Source organism: Streptomyces sp. Ac-502 (genome assembly GCF_045222935.1).
GTDB lineage: Bacteria > Actinomycetota > Actinomycetes > Streptomycetales > Streptomycetaceae > Streptomyces > Streptomyces monomycini.
This window is the reverse complement of the sequence record NZ_JBHFFO010000001.1, coordinates 7828807-7847353: the sequence shown is the minus strand read 5'-3', so window position 1 is coordinate 7847353 and position 18547 is coordinate 7828807. Positions and strand designations below refer to the sequence as shown.

15 protein-coding genes and 2 pseudogenes are annotated in these 18547 nt (G+C 74.0%); 3 read left to right on the top strand and 14 right to left on the bottom strand.

The features are described from left to right. Positions 1-179: 179 nt before the first annotated feature. The 11 genes and pseudogenes from ACEXOX_RS35685 to ACEXOX_RS35635 form a co-directional block, all read right to left on the bottom strand. Positions 180-1874 (bottom strand): ABC transporter ATP-binding protein, encoded by a 1695-nt coding sequence (locus tag ACEXOX_RS35685; protein ID WP_406524987.1) that lies wholly within the window; start codon positions 1872-1874, stop codon positions 180-182. Positions 1875-2104: 230 nt separating this feature from the next. Next, positions 2105-2842, bottom strand: a pseudogene (locus tag ACEXOX_RS35680) (ABC transporter permease subunit); the annotation flags it as partial. Between the two features lie 232 nt (positions 2843-3074). After that, positions 3075-4022 carry an ABC transporter permease gene (locus ACEXOX_RS35675; RefSeq protein ID WP_406524986.1) on the bottom strand — a complete coding sequence of 316 codons (948 nt, stop codon included), beginning with the start codon at positions 4020-4022 and terminating at the stop codon, positions 3075-3077. 23 nt (positions 4023-4045) lie between these two features. Beyond that, complete coding sequence (locus ACEXOX_RS35670) at positions 4046-4222, bottom strand: hypothetical protein (RefSeq protein ID WP_406524985.1); 177 nt, start codon at positions 4220-4222, stop codon at positions 4046-4048. A 36-nt stretch (positions 4223-4258) separates the two neighbouring features. After that, entirely contained in the window at positions 4259-5857 is a 1599-nt protein-coding gene (locus ACEXOX_RS35665) for an ABC transporter substrate-binding protein (RefSeq protein ID WP_406524984.1), read from the bottom strand. Positions 5858-5916: 59 nt separating this feature from the next. Next, the gene (locus tag ACEXOX_RS35660; RefSeq protein ID WP_406524983.1) at positions 5917-6777 is read right to left on the bottom strand and encodes a class I SAM-dependent DNA methyltransferase; all 861 of its coding nucleotides are present in this window, start codon (positions 6775-6777) and stop codon (positions 5917-5919) included. Next, entirely contained in the window at positions 6774-8030 is a 1257-nt protein-coding gene (locus tag ACEXOX_RS35655; RefSeq protein ID WP_406524982.1) for an MFS transporter, read from the bottom strand. Before ACEXOX_RS35655 ends, ACEXOX_RS35660 begins: the two co-directional genes overlap by 4 nt. Next, complete coding sequence (locus ACEXOX_RS35650; RefSeq protein ID WP_406524981.1) at positions 8014-9138, bottom strand: dipeptide epimerase; 1125 nt, start codon at positions 9136-9138, stop codon at positions 8014-8016. The genes ACEXOX_RS35655 and ACEXOX_RS35650 overlap by 17 nt, the downstream gene beginning before the upstream one ends. Continuing rightward, on the bottom strand, positions 9135-10280 hold the full coding sequence (locus tag ACEXOX_RS35645; RefSeq protein ID WP_406524980.1) for a PLP-dependent cysteine synthase family protein: 1146 nt from the start codon (positions 10278-10280) through the stop codon (positions 9135-9137). The genes ACEXOX_RS35650 and ACEXOX_RS35645 overlap by 4 nt, the downstream gene beginning before the upstream one ends. After that, a complete protein-coding gene (locus ACEXOX_RS35640) occupies positions 10277-11191 on the bottom strand; it encodes a Rossmann-like domain-containing protein (RefSeq protein ID WP_406524979.1) in 915 nt (304 codons plus the stop codon). Before ACEXOX_RS35640 ends, ACEXOX_RS35645 begins: the two co-directional genes overlap by 4 nt. Beyond that, on the bottom strand, positions 11188-12447 hold the full coding sequence (locus ACEXOX_RS35635; RefSeq protein WP_406524978.1) for an ATP-grasp domain-containing protein: 1260 nt from the start codon (positions 12445-12447) through the stop codon (positions 11188-11190). The genes ACEXOX_RS35640 and ACEXOX_RS35635 overlap by 4 nt, the downstream gene beginning before the upstream one ends. 230 nt (positions 12448-12677) lie before the next feature. On the opposite strand from ACEXOX_RS35635, the gene ACEXOX_RS35630 reads away from it, so the two are divergent. After that, positions 12678-14219: an alpha/beta hydrolase gene (locus tag ACEXOX_RS35630; RefSeq protein WP_406524977.1), complete on the top strand. Its 1542-nt coding sequence runs from the start codon at positions 12678-12680 to the stop codon at positions 14217-14219. Positions 14220-14392: 173 nt separating this feature from the next. On the opposite strand, the gene ACEXOX_RS35625 is transcribed toward ACEXOX_RS35630, so the two are convergent. Next, a complete protein-coding gene (locus ACEXOX_RS35625; RefSeq protein ID WP_406524976.1) occupies positions 14393-15538 on the bottom strand; it encodes an alpha/beta hydrolase family protein in 1146 nt (381 codons plus the stop codon). A 244-nt stretch (positions 15539-15782) separates the two neighbouring features. On the opposite strand from ACEXOX_RS35625, the gene ACEXOX_RS35620 reads away from it, so the two are divergent. Beyond that, entirely contained in the window at positions 15783-16112 is a 330-nt protein-coding gene (locus tag ACEXOX_RS35620; protein ID WP_406524975.1) for a putative quinol monooxygenase, read from the top strand. Positions 16113-16316: 204 nt separating this feature from the next. Next, positions 16317-17436 (top strand): annotated as a pseudogene (locus ACEXOX_RS35615) (protein kinase family protein). Here the strand turns inward: ACEXOX_RS35615 and cynS are convergent. Together cynS and ACEXOX_RS35605 are read right to left on the bottom strand one after the other, a co-directional pair. Then, complete coding sequence (gene cynS / locus ACEXOX_RS35610) at positions 17396-17866, bottom strand: cyanase (RefSeq protein ID WP_406524974.1); 471 nt, start codon at positions 17864-17866, stop codon at positions 17396-17398. The pseudogene ACEXOX_RS35615 and the gene cynS overlap by 41 nt on opposite strands. Positions 17867-17925: 59 nt before the next feature. Next, complete coding sequence (locus ACEXOX_RS35605; RefSeq protein WP_406524973.1) at positions 17926-18537, bottom strand: carbonic anhydrase; 612 nt, start codon at positions 18535-18537, stop codon at positions 17926-17928. Between the last annotated feature and the right edge of the window lie 10 nt (positions 18538-18547).

Sequence of the window (18547 nt, the reverse complement as noted above, 5' to 3'; positions counted from 1 at the left end):
GAGAGAGACCGGGGGAAGGGGGCGACTGGATGTGCCAGGGGCGCCTGCGGCCTCCCGCGGGGGGCCACGGGAGGCCACGGGGGCCACGATCTCCGTGGGTCTCCGTTGGTCTTCCTTGGCCTCCCGCTGACCGCAAATGGCTCTTTCCGCTGATCGCGCCCGACCGTCCGTGGCCTCCCTCAAGCCCGTGATGCCGTACGCGGTCCCCGGCTGGCCTCGCGTTTCTCCCCCGAGGCCTCGACGAGGGCCGCTGTGAAGGGGTGCCCGGGGGCCGTGAGGACGCGGGCGGTGGGGCCCTGTTCGACCACGTCGCCAGCGTCCAGCACCAGGATGCGGTCGGCTCGGGCGGCCGTGTCCAGGTCGTGGGTGATCCACACCAGTGCCAGGTCCGGCTGGTCGCGCAGCAGCCGGTCGAGGACGGCGAGGACGGTACGCCGGGTCACCGTGTCCAGGCCCGAGGTGATCTCGTCGCAGACCAGGACGCGGGGGTGGGCGAGCAGGGCGCGGGCGAGTGCCGCGCGCTGGAGTTCGCCTCCGGAGAGCCGGCCCGGGCGGTTGTGGAAGTGCTGCTCGCGGAGCCCGACCTCGGCGAGCAGCGCCTCCGCCTCCCGAGCGGCGTCCGCGGGCGTGGCACCGCGCAGGCGCACCGCCGTGCGCGCTACCTGTGCCAGCAGTGTGCGGTGTTCGTCGAAGGAGGACTGCGCGTCCTGGAACACGTATTGCACTGCGGCCAGTTGTCGGGGCGTACGGTCGCGCAGGCTGCGGGGCAGCGGTACGCCGTCGAGGTGGACCTCGCCGCCGTACGTACGGTGCAGTCCGGCCAGGCACCGGCCGAGCGTGGTCTTTCCGCTGCCGGAACGGCCGACGACCGCCACTCGTTCGCCGGGCCGGACACGCAGGGAGGCATCGCGCAGCACGTCAACGGTGCGACGGGCGCCGCCGCCGCGGTGGTGGGCGGTCAGGTGCCGTACTTCGAGGACGGTATTGCCCTCTACATCCGGGGCCGCCTCTGTATCGACATCGCCCTTCACCTCCGTGGCCGGCTCAGTGCCGGCATCGTCATCGTCATCACTCCTCACCCCCGGGGCCGTGTCAGAGTCGGCGTCGGCCTTCTCTCCCGGCATGGAGCCGTCCTCCTCCACCGCCCCGAACAACTGACGCGTCCACGCGTGCCGGGCCCCCGTCGTCATCTGCTCCACAGGACCCGACTCGACCACCCGCCCGTCCTTCAGGACCACGACCTCGTCGGCCAGTTCGCGCACCACGTCCAGGTCGTGGCTCAGCAGCAGGACGCCGATGCCCTGCCGGACGACCGACACCAGCTCCGCGACGATGCGACGCTTGGTGAGGGCGTCCTGCCCGGTGGTCGGTTCGTCGGCGACCACGACGCGGGCGCCCAGCAACAGGGCCTGGGCCAGCACGACACGCTGCTGCTGGCCGCCGGACAGCTGGTGCGGGTAGCGGCGTAGCAGTTCGGAGGGGTCGGTGAGTTGGGCGCGGGAGAGTGCCTCGTTGATACGGGTTTCGGCAGCCCGGGCGCGTTCGCGACGCGGCAGGTGGCGTACCTGGGTACGGGCGATGTCGGCCAGCAGGGCGCCGGCTCGGCGGGCGGGGTTGAGGACCGCTGCCGGGTGCTGCGGTACGTGGCCGACCAGGTGGTCCGTGACCGTCACGGTCCCGGAGACCCGGGCGCCCGGCGGGTAGGCGCCGAGCAGGGCCAGGCCGGTCGTGGTCTTGCCGCTGCCGGAGGCGCCGACCAGGGCGGTCACCGTGCCCGCGCGGACCCGCAGGCTCACTCCGTCGACGACGGCCCGGCCGCCGACCTCCACCCGTAGATCCTCGACCTGGGCGACGACATCCGCTGCCGCGCTCACCGGCTCCCCTCCTTCGTATCGAGAACATCAGCCGCATCGGCCCTATTGGACGCATCGGCCGTATTGGGGGCATCGGCTGTATTGGGGGTATTGGCCGCATTGGGGGCATTGGCCAATTTGGGGGCATTGGTCGCGCCAGTCACAGCAGGCAGGTCGGGCGCGGCGGGCTTGAGGACAACTTCAGACGCATCAGTTGTATCGGGCGCATCAGATACACCCGCCCCCGCGCCCCGCCCCTCCCCGCCCAGCACCGCGTCAACGACCAAGTTCCCGCCCATCGACAGCGCGACGATCAACAGCGCCGGCACCACCACGGCCCACGGCTGTACGAAGAGTCCGGTGCGGTTGCGGTCGACCATGACCGCCCAGTCCGCCGCGTCCGGTTCCACGCCCACGCCCAGGAAGGCGGCGGTGGCGACGAGGTAGAGCACGCCGGTCAGGCGAACGCCCGCGTCGGCGGCGAAGGTGCGCAGTGCCGACCGGCCGACGTAGCCGACCGCCGTACGCCACCAGGTCTCGCCCTGCATGCGCAGCGCTTCGACGGCCGGGCGCGCGGCCGCTTCCGAGGCGGCGGCGCGGACGATTCTGGCCGCGTCCGGGATGTTGACGAGGGCCACCAGGAGGGCGAGCCCCGCGGCGCCGGGCGAGAAGACGGCGGCGACCAGCAGGATCAGCAGCAGTGACGGCACCGCGAGCAGCACGTCCAGCGGGCGCATCAGCAGTTCTTCGAGCCAGGAGCGGTGGGTGAGGGCGGCGGCCAGCCCCAGCGGGACGGCGACCGCGTAGGCGAGTGCGGTGGCGGCCAGCGCGACGAGCACCACCGACTGCCCGCCGAGCAGGATCTGCCGTCCCACGTCGCGGCCGACGAAGTCGGTGCCGAGCCAGTGGCCGCCGCCGAGCGTGAAGGAGGCCGACCGCGGGCCGGGGTCGCCGGCCAGCAGCGGTCCGAGAAGGGCGAGGAGGAGAGGACACCGGCGATCAGCAGTCCGGCCAGGCCGGGCCGCCGCACCGTCGCGCCGTTGGACTTCCGAAGCAGGCCGGTCCGCCGCACCATCGTGCCGTCCGGCTTCCGCAGCAGACCGGTCCGCCGCACAGCCGAACCGTTGGACTTTCGCATCAGGCCAGGCCTCCGTACCGTCGTGCCGTTGCGCCTGCGCATTCGGCCAGGCCCCCGCACAGCCGGCCCCGTGAACTTCCGCATCACGCCGCCGCCCCCGCCCGGGGCGCGAGTCGGCGGGCGACCAGGTCCGCGCCGAGGTTGAGGACGACCGCGACGAGGCCGAAGACCACGGCCAGGCCCTGGACCACGGGGACGTCGCGTTCGGCGACCGCGTTCATCAGGACGGTGCCCAGGCCCGGGATGACGAACAGCACCTCGACGACGATCACTCCGCACAGCAGCCAGTCGACGGTACGGGCGAGTTGCTGGGCGGCGGGCGCGAGGGCGTTCGGCAGGGCGTGCGCGTACCGAACGCGCGCCGCGGACAGCCCGTAGCGGGCCGCCTGCCGGGCGTACGGGGAGCGCAGCGCGTCGATCATTCCGGCCCGTACCAGGCGGCTGATCGAGCACACGGGGCGGGAGAGCAGCACGAGGACGGGCAGGACCAGGACGGCCGGCTGGGCGAGCAGGTCGCCGCCGGAGCCGACGGCGGTCGGCGGCAGCCAGTCCAGCCGGAGCGCGAAGAGGGTGACCAGCAGCACGCCGAGGGCGAACTCCGGTACGGCGTAGATCGCCAGGGTCGTGGAGCTGACGAGCCGGTCCGTGAGGGAGCCCTCGCGGCGTGCGGCCAGGACGCCGAGCCCGACCCCGGCCGGTACCAGCAGCGTCACGGTGATGGCGGCGAGCAGCAGGGTGGGCCCGAAGCCGTCGGCGAGGTACGCCGCGACGGGCCGGCCGGAGGCCAGCGAGGTCCCGAGGTCGCCGTGGAGCAGTCCGAGGACCCAGTCGGCGAGCCGTTCGGCGGCCGGGCGGTCCAGGCCCATCTCCGTACGGATGGCCGCGATGCGGGCCGGGTCGGGCTGGTCGCCCGCCAGGGCGACGGCGGCGTCCCCGGGCAGCGCCTCGGTGAGCACGAAGACCAGCAGCACGACGGCGGCGGTCTGCGCGACACCGAGCAGCAGCCGGCGCGCGAGCCAGGATCGCAGCACGGCCGGTACGACGGGCCCGAGGCCTACGAGACGTACGGGGCGTACGACACGGCCGGGACGTCCGGGACTGCCAGGACGGCCAGGACGGCCAGGACGCCCGGGGCGCTCGGGACGGCCAGGACGCCCGGCCCGCCCGGCAAGTCCGACACCCCCAACACGCCCACCACGCCCGACACCCCCATCATCCCCATCATCCCCATCACCCCCACCCCACCACCGCACCAAACCGGCCCCCCTCACGCCAGCCACACCGTGTCGAAGCGGGCCCAGTCCAGGGTGTTGGCGGGCGCGTCGTGCGACACGCCGTGCACGCGGCGGGAGGTGCCGACGATCCAGTCCGCGAAGCCCCACACCAGGAAGCCGCCCTCGGCGTGCAGGCGGCGCTGCATCCGTCCGTACACCGCCGCCCGTTCCTGCTTGTCCTTGGTGGACTGCGCCTGCTGGTACAGGGCGTCGAAGTCCTTGTGCCGCCACTTGGTGGCGTTGGTGGTCGAATCGCTCAGCAGCCGCTGGGAGAAGTGCGATTCGATGGGCATGGCGCCGGAGCGGTAGCAGCACAGGGTGCCGGAGTCGAGGATGTCGCTCCAGTAGCTGTCCTTGCTGCCGGACTTCACCCGCACGGTCACGCCCGCCTTGGCGGCCTGGTCGCGGAAGATGCCGGCCGCCTCGGTGAACCCGGCGGCGACGGGCGAGGTGTCGAGGGTGACGCGCAGGTCCTCGGCGCCGGCCTGCTTGAGGAGGTGGCGGGCCCGGTCGAGGTCCTGGTGGCGCTGCGGCAGGTCGGCGGCGTAGTACTCGTACCCCTTCCCGAACAGGTCGTTGCCGATCTCTCCGGCGCCGGAGAGCGCGCCGTCGACGAGTTCCTCGCGGTCGGCGATGAGGAAGAACGCCTCGCGGACCCGCTTGTCGTCGAAGGGGGCCCGGTCGGTCTTCATCGCGAAGGACTGCATGGCGCTGTTGCGCAGCCGTACGATCTCGATCTGGCCCTTGCCCTCGTGGGCGCGCGCGGTGGTGGGGTTGAGTTCGTGCGCGTACTCGACCTGGCCGCCGAGCAGGGCATTGATCCGCGCGGACTCCTCGTTGGCGACGACGAACTCCAGCTCGTCCAGGTGCGGCGCGCCGTCCCAGTAGGCGTCGTTGCGCTTGACGACGCAGGAGCGGCCGGGGGTGAAGGAGACGAAGCGAAAGGGGCCGGAGCCGACCGGCCGGGCGAAGTCGGCGGCGGTCGTGCCGTCCGGGACGATGTACGCGCCGAACGCGGCGAGCACATTGGGGAATTCGGCGGTGGGGCGCTTGAGGCGGAACTCGACGGTGTCCGGGGACGTCGCACGGCTGGCGGCCAGGTCGATGGGCTCCAGGGACGCCTTGGCGCGGTACGCCTTCTTGGGGTCGGCTATGCGGCGGAAGCTGTAGAGGACGTCCTCGGCGGTGACCGGCTTGCCGTTGTGGAAGGCGGCCTTGCGCAGCGTGACCCGCCAGCGGTCGAGGGTGTCGTTGGGCTCCCACTTGGCGGCCAGGCGGGGGCGCGCGGACATGTCGGTTCCGCAGTCGGCCAGCTTGTCGTAGAGGGCCTTGGCGCGGGCGGCGTCGGCGAAGAGGTTGCCCAGGTGCGGGTCGAGAGTTTCGGAGGCGCCGCCGCCGGCGAAGGCGGCGCGCAGCCGGCCGCCGCGCCGGGGTGTGCCGCCGCCGGTGCCCGGCGAGCCGGATCCGGTACCGCAGCCGGCCAGGACGAGTCCGGCGGTGGCCGTGGCGCCCGCGGTCGCGGCGAGGAAGCCGCGCCGCCGCAGGCCGGACGGCTCGGCGGGTTCCCGGTCGGAGGGAGGGAGTTCGGTCATGGTGGATCGCCTCGTGAGGAGTGGGTGGGAAGAGAAGGCAGACAGGGGCGGCGGAACGTTCAGCCGTCGCCCAGGCGGGCCACGAGGTGCAGCCGGTCTCCGTCGGCAGAGCCGCCCGGGGACGGGGCCGCCCCGGGCTGCCAGGGCGGTTCCGTACGCGGGCCGGGCCCGTCGTGCAGCTCCAGCACGGTGAAGCCGTGCGCGGCCAGCGCATATCGCAGTTCCTGGGGGAAGAGCAGCCGCCAGGCAGAGTGCTGTTCGACGGGTGGTGTGCCGTCCTCTGTGGTCCAGGCCCGCCGTCGGCGCAGGAGTTGGGCCGCCCGGTCGACGGTGAGCGTCGTGACGGACCGGTATACGGTGCCTTCCCACTCGAAACCACGGATGGCCGGTGCGTCCAGCAGCTCCGTACGGCCGAGGAAGAACGCGCCGTTGCGCATCTCGGCGACCAGCAGCCCGCCCGGTGTCAGGGCGCGGCGGCAGGAGGCCAGGAAGCCGTCGAGTTCGTCGTTGGTGTGGCAGTACAGCAGCGCGCTGTCCAGGCAGACCACGGCGTCGAACGGCCGTCGGCCGAGGTCCGTGAGGTGGAATCGGCGCAGGTCGGAGCGCTTGTAGCGGGGTCCGGGGTGGTGGGTACGGGCGTACGTCAGCATCGTGTCCGAGAGGTCGGCGCCGACGACCGTACGGCCCATGGTGTGCAGGTGGGCGGCGTCCCGTCCGGTGCCGCAGCCGATGTCGAGGACGCGCGGCCCGGCGCCGTGGGTGCGCAGCACGTCCTCGGCCCAGCGCGCGGCGAGCCGCTCCGGGTCGGGGAAGCGGGCCTCGTACAGTGCGGGGTTGTCGGTCAGCAGGTTGCGCTGCGCTGCCGGGAGGGCGGTGCGACGACGCCGCGCGCCCGGGAGGGCGGTGGTGTCCTCGCTCATGCCGTCACCGCCACGGCCCGTACGGGCAGGGCCCGCAGCCGGTGCAGCCAGCCGACGCCCGCCGCCGACAGGAGGCCGAAGGCGAGGCAGCACGCCCAGGGCAGCCAGGCGGCGCCGCCGTGCCCGCCCGCGTCCATGGCCCAGCCGACGACGGTGTTGCCGACGGCGGCGGCGATGCCGGAGACGACGTAGAAGATCCCGAAGTAGGTACCGGTCAGCTCGGCGCGGCCGAACTCCGGTATCAGCTCCATGACGAACGGCTGGGCGATCATGACGCCGACATACAGGAGCAGTGTCCCGGCCAGTACGGGGACGAGAGCGAGCGCGGCCCCGCCCACACCACCGGTGCCCGTCCCGGACGTCCCGGCGACCCCCATCGGCGGCACGAACGCCACGCCCATCAGCGCCAGTCCGACGGCGACCCAACGTGCCCGGCTGCCGCGCTCCTTGAGGGAACGGGTGATGCGCATCTGAAGGGTGAGGTTGGCCAGTGTGCCGACGAGGAAGACGATGCCGGCCGCGCCGTCCCAGCCGGTGGCCCTGCGGGCGCCGTCCGGGAGCAGCAGGTAGAGCTGGTTCTCCATGGTGAACATGCCGACCATGGCAAGGGAGAAGGCCAGGAACGCCCGGTTGGCGAGGACTTCCCGCCAGTCACCGAGCACGCTGCCCTTCGAGGCGGGCACCTCGCGGGCGGGCAGCACGGCGGCCTGCGCGACGGTGAGCAGGGCGAAGATCGCGGCGGCGGTGAGGGCGGAGGCCCGGAAGTCGACCAGCAGCAGGGCGCTGCCGATCAGCGGCCCGACCAGGGCGCCGGTCGTCGCGAAGATGTTGAACAGGGCGAATGCCTCGGCCTTGCGGTCCCCCGCCTCCGCCGCCAGGTAGGCGCGCACGGCCGGGTTGAACAGGGCCCCGGCGAGCCCGCTGAGTATGGAGGCGGCCAGCAGGACAGGCAGACCGTCGCCCAGCGCGAACAGGGCGAAGCCGACGGTACGCAGCGCGCAGCCGGCGATGATCACGCCGCGGGCGCCGAGCCGGTCGGCGGCCGAGCCGCCGAGGATGAACAGGCCCTGCTGGCTGAGGTTGCGTACGCCCAGCACGATGCCGACGACCGCGGCCGACATCCCGAGGTCCTGGCCGAGGTGTGTGGCGAGGTACGGGATGAGCAGGTAGAAGCCGATGTTCACGCCGAGCTGGTTGACCAGCAGGAGCCGGATGGCGAGCGGGAAGGCCCGCATCTCACTCCACGTCTTCACGGTGGTGCCTTTCCTTCTGTGGTGCGGGCTGTGCAAGGGGCGGGGCGGGTACGGCCACCTCCGCGCGCGGGGACACCGGCCGTACCCCCAGCCCGGCCCCCGTCCCGGCGCGTACGGTCCCGTCGGTGCCGCCGATGCCGGTCCACGGGTCGTGTGCCAGCAGCAGGTGCCCGTCGAGGTCGACCCAGCGGGCGCGGTCGGCGAGGTGGACGGCGGGGGCGATGCCGAGGGTGCCGGCGGTCAGACAGCCGAGCATGAGCCGGGTGCCGCTGCCCGCGATCAGCTCCTCGATGCGCAGTGCCGCGTGCACGCCACCGCACTTGGCGAGCTTGACGTTGACGCCCTGCACCCGCCCGGCGAGCCGGTCCACGTCCGCGAGGCCGACGGCGTCCTCGTCGGCGATGACGGGCAGCGGGGCGCGTTCGGCGAGCCGGGCCAGTGCTTCGGGGTCGCCGGGCGCCGTCGGCTGTTCGACGGCCTCGACGCCCAGTGCGGCGAAGCGCGGCAGCAGGTGCCGGGCCTGCTCCGGTGTCCAGGCGCCGTTGGGATCGAGCAGCAGCGCCGTCGAAGGGGCGGCGTCCCGTACGGCGCGTACGCGGGCGAGGTCGTCCTCGGGGTCCGCCGTACCGGCCTTGATCTTGAGGACGGTGAAGCCGCTCTCCGCGAGGCAGCGGGCCTGCGTCCGGGCCCGCTCGGCGGACACGATGCCGATGGTGCGGGCGGTGGCGGCGACCGGCCGTTCCAGGGTGCCGAGCAGTTGGTGGACCGGCTGCCCGGCCCGCTTGCCCACCAGGTCGAGCAGCGCCGATTCGACGGCGGCGGTGACGGCGGGCGGCGTGCCGGGCGCGGGCAGCTCGCCGTCCCGCAGGGCGTCGAGAGCGCTCTCCGGGCCGGCGAAGCGGCCGAGTTCCGCGCCGGCCGCGGCCAGCAGACGGCGCAGCGTGTCGGTGTCGAGACCGTAGTAGACGCTGGTGACGGCCTCGCCGTGGCCGCGCAGCCCGTGGTGTTCCAGGGTGATCCGGACGGCGTTCCGTTCGGTCATCACGGAGCGGGAGATGCGCAGGGGCTCGGCGAGCCGGAGGCGTACGACGCGCAGGGTGACGTTCATACGGCGCCCTCCCGCCCGGCCTGAGCGACCACCGGTACCGCAGGGGCGTCCCCGGCCACCGGAGCCGCCGCGACCGCCGCGGCCTTCGGGTCCACGACGGTGGTGCAGCGCGCCCAGCCGGTGGCCTCGGCCGCCGTGGGATGCGGTATCTCCACCGGGCGGGTGGCGACGGGCTGCCGGTCCAGGCCGTGTGCGGCGGCGAAGTCCTCGTCGTAGACGGTGCCGAGGTAGCGGTGCAGGCCGTCGGGGAAGACGGTGGCGACGACCGCGCCGGGATGTACGCGGGCCGCCCAGGCCGAGACCAGGGCGACGGCGCCGGTGCTCCAGCCGCCGCTGACGAAGCTGCCCCGGGCCAGCCGCCGGCAGGCGTCGGCGGCTTCGGCGGGCCCCACCCAGTGCACCTCGTCGAAGGCCCCGTAGGCGACGTTGCGCGGGTGGATGCTGCTGCCGAGGCCGCGCATCAGGCGGGGCCGGGCGGGCTGTCCGAAGATGGTGGAGCCGGTGGCGTCCACGCCGACGAGGCGCAGCGCGGGCCAGTGGCGGCGCAGCGGTCCGACGATCCCGGCGCTGTGGCCGCCGGTGCCGACGCTGCACACCAGGATGTCGAGGTGGTCCAGGCCGGCGGCGATCTCGGCGGCGAGCGAGGCGTAACCGGCCGCGTTGTCCGGGTTGTTGTACTGGTCGGGCCAGTACGCGTGCGGGAGCACGGCGCGCAGTTCGCGCAGCCGGGCGAGCCGGGCGGCCTGCCAGCCGCCTTCCGGGGCGGGCCGGTCGACGATCTCCAGCCGGGCGCCGTAGGCCCGCAGCAGCCGGCGCATGGACGGTTCCAGTTCGCTGTCGCAGACCAGGATCACGTCGTGGCCGAGCGCCTGCCCGGCGAAGGCCAGGCCGACGCCGAGGGTGCCGGAGGTGGACTCCACGACCGGCGCGCCGGGCCGCAGGTCGCCTCGCTCACGGGCGCCGAGCAGCATGGACACGGCGGCGCGCGCCTTCATGCCGCCCGCGCCGAGCCCTTCCAGCTTGGCCCAGAAGCCCGGGTGCGGGCAGGGCAGGTCGCCGGTGATCCGGGCCAGCGGTGTACGGCCGACGAGGGCGAGGAGTTCCCGGTTGGCGGCGGGTGCGCCCAGTACTGCGGCGGTCATCGGTCGCCTCCCCGGCCCAGCAGCGCGTACTCGTCGTCGCCGGTGTAGCGGTGGACGACGCCGGGTCCGCCGTCGAGCCAGAAGAACGGGTACGGCTCGGCGCACACGGCGCTCACTCCGGCGCCCAGCAGGCGCGGCAGCACGGCGCTGCCGGTCTGGGCGAACATCACCAGCGGCTTCCCGTGCCGCTCGCAGTGGGCGCGCAGCGGTTCGAAGGTGCCGTTGCCCAGCGTCATGCCGGACGCCAGGACCGCGTCGCAGCCGTCCAGTTCGGCGAGCGCGTCGGTACGGACCGGCTCGCCCCACTCGGTCCGGCCGCCCTTGAGGTCGCACGGTACGCAGACCAGGCCGCGGGCGCGCAGCGCCTCCAGCAGCGAGTTGACGACGCCGACGACCAGGACGGTACGGCCGGGCGCGACGGCCAGCAGCCCGGCGACGCCACGGGCACGGGCCCGGGACTTGGCGAGCGAGTCCCCGGCGGGCAGCTCCCACGGCTGGGCGCCGTTCGCGGCCGTGTGCGGCAGGGCGTGCATCAGGTACGCGTCGAGCGCGGCGATCCGTACCGGCGCCAGCGGGTGGTCGAGCAGCGTCGCGACGTCGGCGCCCACACAGTCGTCGATCGCGGCGGCGGGCAGTGCGCCGGGTTCCACGGCGCAGGATCCCACCGCGCTGCCGAGGCGCAGGCTGAGCACTTCGTTGCGGTATCCGCCGCTACGCCCTTCGTGGCGTACGGCCTGGCTGGTGGTGAAGGCCACCGCGATCTTCTGTGTACGGGGGTCGGGCCCCAGTTCACCGGCGCGTACGCGGCGTACGAGGTCGGGGAGACCGGCCGCCGCGGGCCGTACGGCACGGTCGGCCGCCCCGGTCCGCACGGCGTGGTCGGTCGCCGTCCCCTGTCCCAGCGGACTCATCGTTCCTCCACCACCCGCGGACAGAGTCCGGACAGCAGTTCCTCGACGCGGGCGCGGGCGCCCGCCCCTCCGCCGTCACCGGCCATGACATGTCCCAGGTATCCGTTGTTGCTGGCGGTGTCCTTGACGGTCTTGCCGGCCGCGGCCAACTGGACCTCCAGCACACCGGGCAGCGCGTCGAGCCCGTCGGCGCCGGAGATCTCCTCCAGCACTCCGGTGCGCTCGGGCACGAGGAAGCCGATGGCGGCGCTGCGCAGCCCGGTCTCGCGCGGTGCGAGGTCCGGTGCACGGCCGAGCGCCACCTCGACGAAGGCGGCGGCCAGATCGATGCCGGTGACGTGCCGGACCAGCTCGGTGATGCGGTTGCCCGCGGGCCTCGGATTGACCTCGACGACGCGCGGCCCGTCCGCGGTGAGCTTGATCTCGGTGTGCGCGACGACCTGGTCGAGCCCCAACGCCTTGAGCGCGGCGCACGCGGTGTCCGCCGCCGCTCCGGCGTCGGCGGCGCTCAGTGCGGCGGGGAACATGTGCCCCGTCTCGACGAACGCCGGGGCGCCGCCCACGCTCTTGTCGGTCACCCCGACCACGTGCACGGCGCCGTCGTGCGACACGGTCTCGACGCTGACCTCCGGCCCGTCGAGCAGTTCCTCCAGCAGCACCACCGGGGCCCGGAGCTGTCCCCGCGCGTTGACCGGGAACCCGGCGAGCGCGCGGTGCGCGCGGGCCAGCTCCGCCTCGTCGTCCACCCGCCGTACGTACATCCCGGCGCACAGGTCCACCGGCTTGAGCACGAGCGGGAAGCCGATCTCGCGCGCCGCCTCGGCGGTCCGCGCCCAATCGGAGCAGACGGCGAAGCGGGGGCCCGGGACTCCGGCCGCCTCCAGGGCGCGCCGGGTGGCGTCCTTGCGGCAGGCGGCCTCCACGGCCTCCGGCGCGGGACCCGGCAGCCCGAGGTGCGCGGCGATGCGCGCCACGGTGGGCAGGTAGTAGTCGCACGAGCTGAGGACGCCGTCGAAGCCCATCGCCGCGTGCAGGCGTTCGGCGTACGGCAGCAGGGCGTCGGTGTCGTTGGTGTCGGCGGTGATCACGTTGCGGGCCGCCAGCAGCGGGTGGGCGGTGCCCTCGGGGGCGGCCCGCAGGTAGTGGTGCAGGTCACGGGTGAGGAAGGTGAAGTCGTGTCCGGCCTCGCGGAGGGCACGGGGCAGCAGCCTGCCCATCGACCCGACCCAGCTCTCGACCATCAGCAGATGCGCCACAACTCTCCTTCTGCGCAGGCGGTTTCGCGTCCGGGCACGCCGTGGGAGGCCCCCGGTGCCGCGGTGCGGTGTTGACCGAACGCGATGCTAACCGTAATGATTTTCATTGTCACCTCATGGGCCGGCCGGCTATCCGGCCGCGCCCCGGCCGCCCGCCTCCCGCACACCCGCCCTCACGCCGTCCCCACCCCCGCCACCGCACGGCCCCGCCCTCACGAAATGCGAGCCCCATGCCCCCTGCCCTGCGACGCACCGCCCTGCTCTGCGCGCTCCTGACCTGCGCCGTACCGCTCACCACCGCCACGGCCGCCGAACCGCTCGCCGCCGCCCCGCCCGGCGACACCGCCGGGCCGTCCCCGCACTTCGGCGCCTGTCCGGCCTCGGTCCCCGCGCCGCCCGCGCCGGACCGCGTCGAGTGCGGCACGGTGAGCGTGCCGCTGGACCACGCCCGCCCGGACGGCGAGCGCATACGAATCGCCGTCTCCCGCGTCCGGGCCTCGGGCACCCCCGCCGAACGGCGCGGCGTCCTGCTGGTCAACCCCGGCGGCCCGGGCGGCTCCGGGCTCCCGTATGCCGTCACCAAGCGCGCCAAACTCCCGGAGTCGGTCCGCCGGGCCTACGACGTCATCGGTTTCGACCCGCGCGGCACCGGCCACAGCGCCCCCGCCGACTGCGGGCCGATGGGCGGGCTCTTCGACAGCCCGGCCGCCGGCTCCGCGCCGCTCGACCCCGTACCGCACGACCGTCCCGGCGAACGCGCCTATCTCGACGCCCAGCGACGGCTGGCCGCCGACTGCGCCGCAGGCACGGGCCGCGCCCTCCCCCATCTCTCCACCGTCGAGACCGCACGCGACATGGACGCCGTCCGGGCCGCACTCGGGGAGCCGCGCATCAGCTACCTCGGCGTCTCGTACGGCACCTACCTCGGCGCCGCGTACGCCGCACAATTCCCGTACCGCGTCGACAAGTTGGTACTGGACAGCGTGGTCGGACCGGAGGGCTGGCACGCCTTCGACGTACGGCAGGCCCGCGCGATGCTGCGCCAGCGCGACGTGCTGTTCGGCTGGCTGGCGCGGCACGACTCCCGTTTCGGGCTCGGCACCACCCCGCGCGAGGTCCGCGCCGCCTACCTGCGCACACGCGAGGGCCTGACCGCCCGCCCGGTGGCCGGCTTCGGAGCGGCGGCCTTCGACCGTGCCGTCTACCGCGCCCTGGGCCGCACCGAACGCTGGACCGCTCTGGGCGACGGGCTCCGCGCCTACCTGGACGCGGGTGGGGTCGACCGGCTCCGCCCCGCCGAGCCCTTCGACGGGCCCGAGTCACGTACGTACCAGGCCGCCAACCGGGCCGTGAAGTGCGCCGACGGCCCGGCGCCCACACCGGGCCGGGTGCTCGCCGACATCCGTGGGCTGCGGCGCCTGGGCCCCCAGCCCGTACTGACCGGTCTGGAGGCGGCCAGCTGCGCGTACTGGCACACCCGCCCCACCGAGCGCACCCGGCTCGGCAGCCCCGCAGCGCCCCCGGCGCTGCTGGTGGCCTCCGCGCACGACCCCGTGACGCCGGTCGCCGGTGCGCGGGCCCTCGGCCGCACGCTGCCCGGGTCCCGGCTGGTCACCCTGCACCACGACTACTCGCACGGCGTCTTCGCCAGCCGCGGCAACTCCTGCGTGGACTCCACGGTGGCCGCGTATCTCGTCGGTGGCACCGTCCCGGCCGGGGACGTGCACTGCGACGGTCCGGGCCTGCCCGAGCCGTCACCGCAGCAGCCGTGACCCCGGCCGAGGGGCAGAGGCCGAGACCGGACAGCGAGGCCGCATTGGCCCAGGCGAACTGTTGCCGGTTGTCAGGCGACCGCCTCGTCGAGGCTCGGCGTACGTGAGCATGCAGTACGGCAGGCCCCTGCATGTCCGTATCGGGTGACGGCCCGACCAGCGCTGCCGTCCGCTCAGCCCACCACCGTGACCTCGGGCGGAAGCGCCTCCAAGAAGCCCTGCGCGCCCAGCAGTCGCTCTTCGAAGAACCCGCCCACACACGCCCGGGTGATCGCGGTCCCCCGGCCGCCGGGCAGCGAACCGAGCGCGAAGGTGTACTCCTCCGCGTCGGTGAACTCCCGGTAGCCGAGGGGGCCGGCCAGGGCGTCGAGGTCGGTGGCCGAACCGTGCCCAGCGCCGTCGACCAGCAGGTGGTGCCGCGGCCCGCGCAGCACGTTCCACAGGCGGCCGAGCGCCTGGGTCTCCTCCGAAAACTCCGGGTCGTCCGGTGTGAACTGGCACAGCAGGAACGGCCGTTCCAGGCCGGTACGGAGGACATCGCCGTACGGGATGCCGTCGAGGTTCACCCCGGCCGTGAACCCGGGGTCGAGCCGCATGGCCTCGGCCGCCGCCGCGCCGCCCAGCGAGTGGCCCACGACGCCGGTCCGCGACGGGTCGAGCAGGGCGTGCCACCAGAATCCGGGGGCGCTCAGCCGGGCGCGGGCGAAGCCGAGGTCGGCGGCGCGTACGTCCAGGTAGCGGCCGGAGAGGTCACCGGTGTCGCCGTCCGCCAGGCCGTCCGGTTCCCGGTACGGCACGATCCGGCCGTCCGGGAACTCCACGCCGATCGCGTCCGCCGGATGGTCCAGGGCGGCCACCAGGAACCCACGGCTCGCGAGGTCCTCCCCGAGTGCGGTCAGGTCCGCGCGGTACTGGCCATGGCCGGGCGAGAGCAGGACCAGCGGGCAGCCGCGCGCCTCCGGAGCGGGCGGCGCGTCCGCGATGCCGTGCACGAGGACCCCGGCCGCCGTGGCGCGCGGCAATCCGGAGCAGCCGGGTTCCTCCTCCCACGCGTCGACCAGCAGGGGCGACATCGCCTCGGAGACATACCGTCCCGGTCGCTGACCGGCCTCCGCCCGGGCCGGGTACCACAGCTGCGCCATCAGCTCGCGGGACCGGCCGGGCCGGAACGGGTCCGCACGCCCGTCGTCGACGAGGTGGGAGGTGCGCACGCCCACGGCGTGCCGGCCGGTGGGCGGGGGCAGCTCCAGGCGCGGTACGGTGCGCCGTGCCGACGCCGTACCGTCGGCGCCCCGGGCGATGTCACTGGTCCGCGCCATACTGGTGATGCCTCCCTGTCGGTTCCGCCGGCGGACCATCCCAGCACGCCCGTCCGCCGGAGCGCACCGGATTTTCCCCGCGCGCCGGCCGCGGCCCCGGGGCAGCGGATTTTCCGGGAGGGCCGGAATGCGCGGCGATCCTTCTTCGGCGAGCGGCCGGGGGCGCCCACCATGGGGGACGACGCGGGCGGCAGCCCGCCCGGCCGCGCAGCCGCAGCCGGTCCGTACCAGCGCAGGAGCCAGCATGATCTTCATCGTCGTCAAGTTCACCGTCCGGCCCGAGTACCAGGACTCGTGGCTGTCGCTGGTGGACGACTTCACGCAGGCCACCCGGCAGGAGCCCGGCAACCTGTTCTTCGAGTGGTCGACCAGCGTCGACGACCCGCGCCAGTTCGTCCTGGTCGAGGGCTTCGCCGACCGGGAGGCGGGCGACAAGCACGTGCACTCCGCGCACTTCAAGGCGGGCCTGGAGGCGATGGCCGGCGCCATCGCCACCACCCCGCAGATCATCAGCAGCGAGATCGACGCCGACGGCTGGGGCCCCATGGGCGAGCTGACGCCGCGCGAGGCCTGATCCGCCGGGGCGCGGCACGACGGCGCACAGAACGCCTGCGCCCGGCGCCCCGCCCCGCCGGTCGGCCGTGCGATCCTGAGCGCACGGCCGACCGGCGGGGCTCCGCGGGTTCCCGTGGCCGCGTCGTCCCGGAATTCGCCTAGGCTGCGGGGAGGGCGGCCGCGGTGGGCGGCCGCTCAGGGCGGGGACGAGGTCGGAATTCCGATGCGAACAGCGGCCGGGCAGCCAGGGGCCTCGCGTACGGCGCGCTTGACCGCCTACAGCTCCGTCGCCACGTCCCTCGCCCTGCGCAGCGATCACCAGCTGCGCGAACTCCTCGAATCCGGTACGCCCTTGGGCACCGGCATCGGCGGGAAGTCGGCGCTGCTGCGGGTCGACGGTACGCCGGTCTTCGTGAAGCGGGTGCCGCTCACCGACGTCGAGCGCCTGCCGGAGCACCAGCGGTCCACTGCCGACCTGTTCGGGCTGCCCGCCTTCTGCCAGTACGGCATCGGCTCGCCCGGTTTCGGGGCGTGGCGGGAACTCGCCGCGCACACCATGACGACCAACTGGGTGCTCGCGGGGCAGTACGAGGGTTTTCCCGTGCTGTACCACTGGCGCGTACTGCCGGACACCCCACCGGCCCTCGCCGACGAACTCGCCGACGTGGAAAGCGCCGTGGCGTACTGGGGAGGCGGGCCAGGGATACGTCGCCGTATCGCAGGCCTTCAGCGGTCCTCCGCGAGCATCGCGCTGTTCATGGAGTACCTCCCCGGACGCTGCACGACTGGCTCACCGAGCAGGTGCAGGCGGGCGACGCGGCCGCCGACCGGGCCTGCGCCCTGGTGGAGCGGGAGTTGAAGGCCGGCACGTCCTTCATGAACGCGCGCGGGCTGCTCCACTTCGACGCCCACTTCCAGAACATCCTGACCGACGGCCGGCGCCTGTACTTCGCCGACTTCGGGCTCGCGCTCTCCTCCCGGTTCGACCTGTCACCGTCCGAGACCGGCTTCTTCGAGCAGCACCGGACCTACGACCGCTGCTACACGGTCACCCACCTGGTCCTATGGCTGATCACCGCGCTGTACGGCCACGGGCGCACCGAACGCGAGGCACTCGTCCGCGCGTGCGCCGAGGGGCCGGCCCACCGGCCGGCCCCCAGGGCGTCAGGGCGGTCATCGCCCGTCACGCGCCGCTCGCCGCCGTACTGACGGACTTCCACGGCAGGCTCCGGGACGAGAGCAGGGAAACCCCGTACCCGTCCGGCGCACTGGGCCGGGCCTGCCGGGAGACCGGCGACGGGATCAGAACGGCGTGGCCGGGAGGTACTTCCCGTCCAGGGTGATCACCGCGCGGGAGCCGCCCTCCGGGTCGTCGACCTTCTGGATGTCCAGGCGGAAGTTGACGGCGCTGATGATGCCGTCGCCGAACTTCTCGTGGATCAGGGCCTTCAGGGTGGTGCCGTAGACCTGGAGCATCTCGTGGAAGCGGTAGAGGGTGGGGTCGGTGGGGATGCCGTCCGGAATGCTGCCGCGCAGCGGGACCGTCCGCAGCAGCCGCTCCGCCGCCTCGTCCAGGTCCAGGCGCTCGGCCACGGCCCGGGCCGCGTCGGCAGGCAGGGCGTGCTGGCCGAGGAGCGCGGCGGTGACGAACGCGACGGACAGGCCGGTGGCGTCGGCCAGTTCCTGCCAGGTGAGGTCCTTGCGGATCTTGGCCTCGACGACGGCGAGCGCCAGGTCCTGGCGGGCCTGCGGGTCGAGCTGGGCGTGGGGCATGGAAGCGTCCTTTCGGGGGCGAGGGGCGGGGCCCGTCCGGGCCGCGCCCGGCAGGGGGTTCAGGAGAGCGGGGTGAACGTTCCGCTGCGCGGGTCGAGGACGTCGACGGCTCCGGTGCGGATGTCGAGGGTCCAGCCGTGCAGCGACACCGTGTCCCGCGCGAGGGCGCGGGCCACGGACGGATGGGTGGCCAGGTGGGCGAGCTGGGCGGTGACGTTGTCGTGGACCAGCGCCGTGACGGCCGCCTCGGTCCCCGCGTCGCTCGCGGAGGTACGGGGGCCGGCGGGTCCGGCCGTGTGCAGCCAGCCGTCGAGGGCGGGCAGCTCGGTGAGGTCCTCGCCGGTGGCCAGGGCCGTCATCGCGCCGCACCCGGAGTGCCCGCACACGATCACGTCGCGGACGCCGAGCACCGCGAGCGCGTACTCGATGCTGGACGACACCGCGTCGGGTGCCGGCCCGTACACCGGCACGAGGTTCCCGGCCGTACGGATCACGAACAGTTCGCCGGGCCCGGACTGGGTGAGCAGTTCCGGCACCACCCTGGCGTCGGAGCAGCCGATGAACAGCGCGCCCGGCCGGTGGCTGCCGGCGAGCCGCTCGAAGAGCGCCGCTCTGGCGGGGTGGACGTCGCGCCGGAACCGCCGGACGCCGTCGGTGAGGTCGGGGTGCACAGCCACTCCT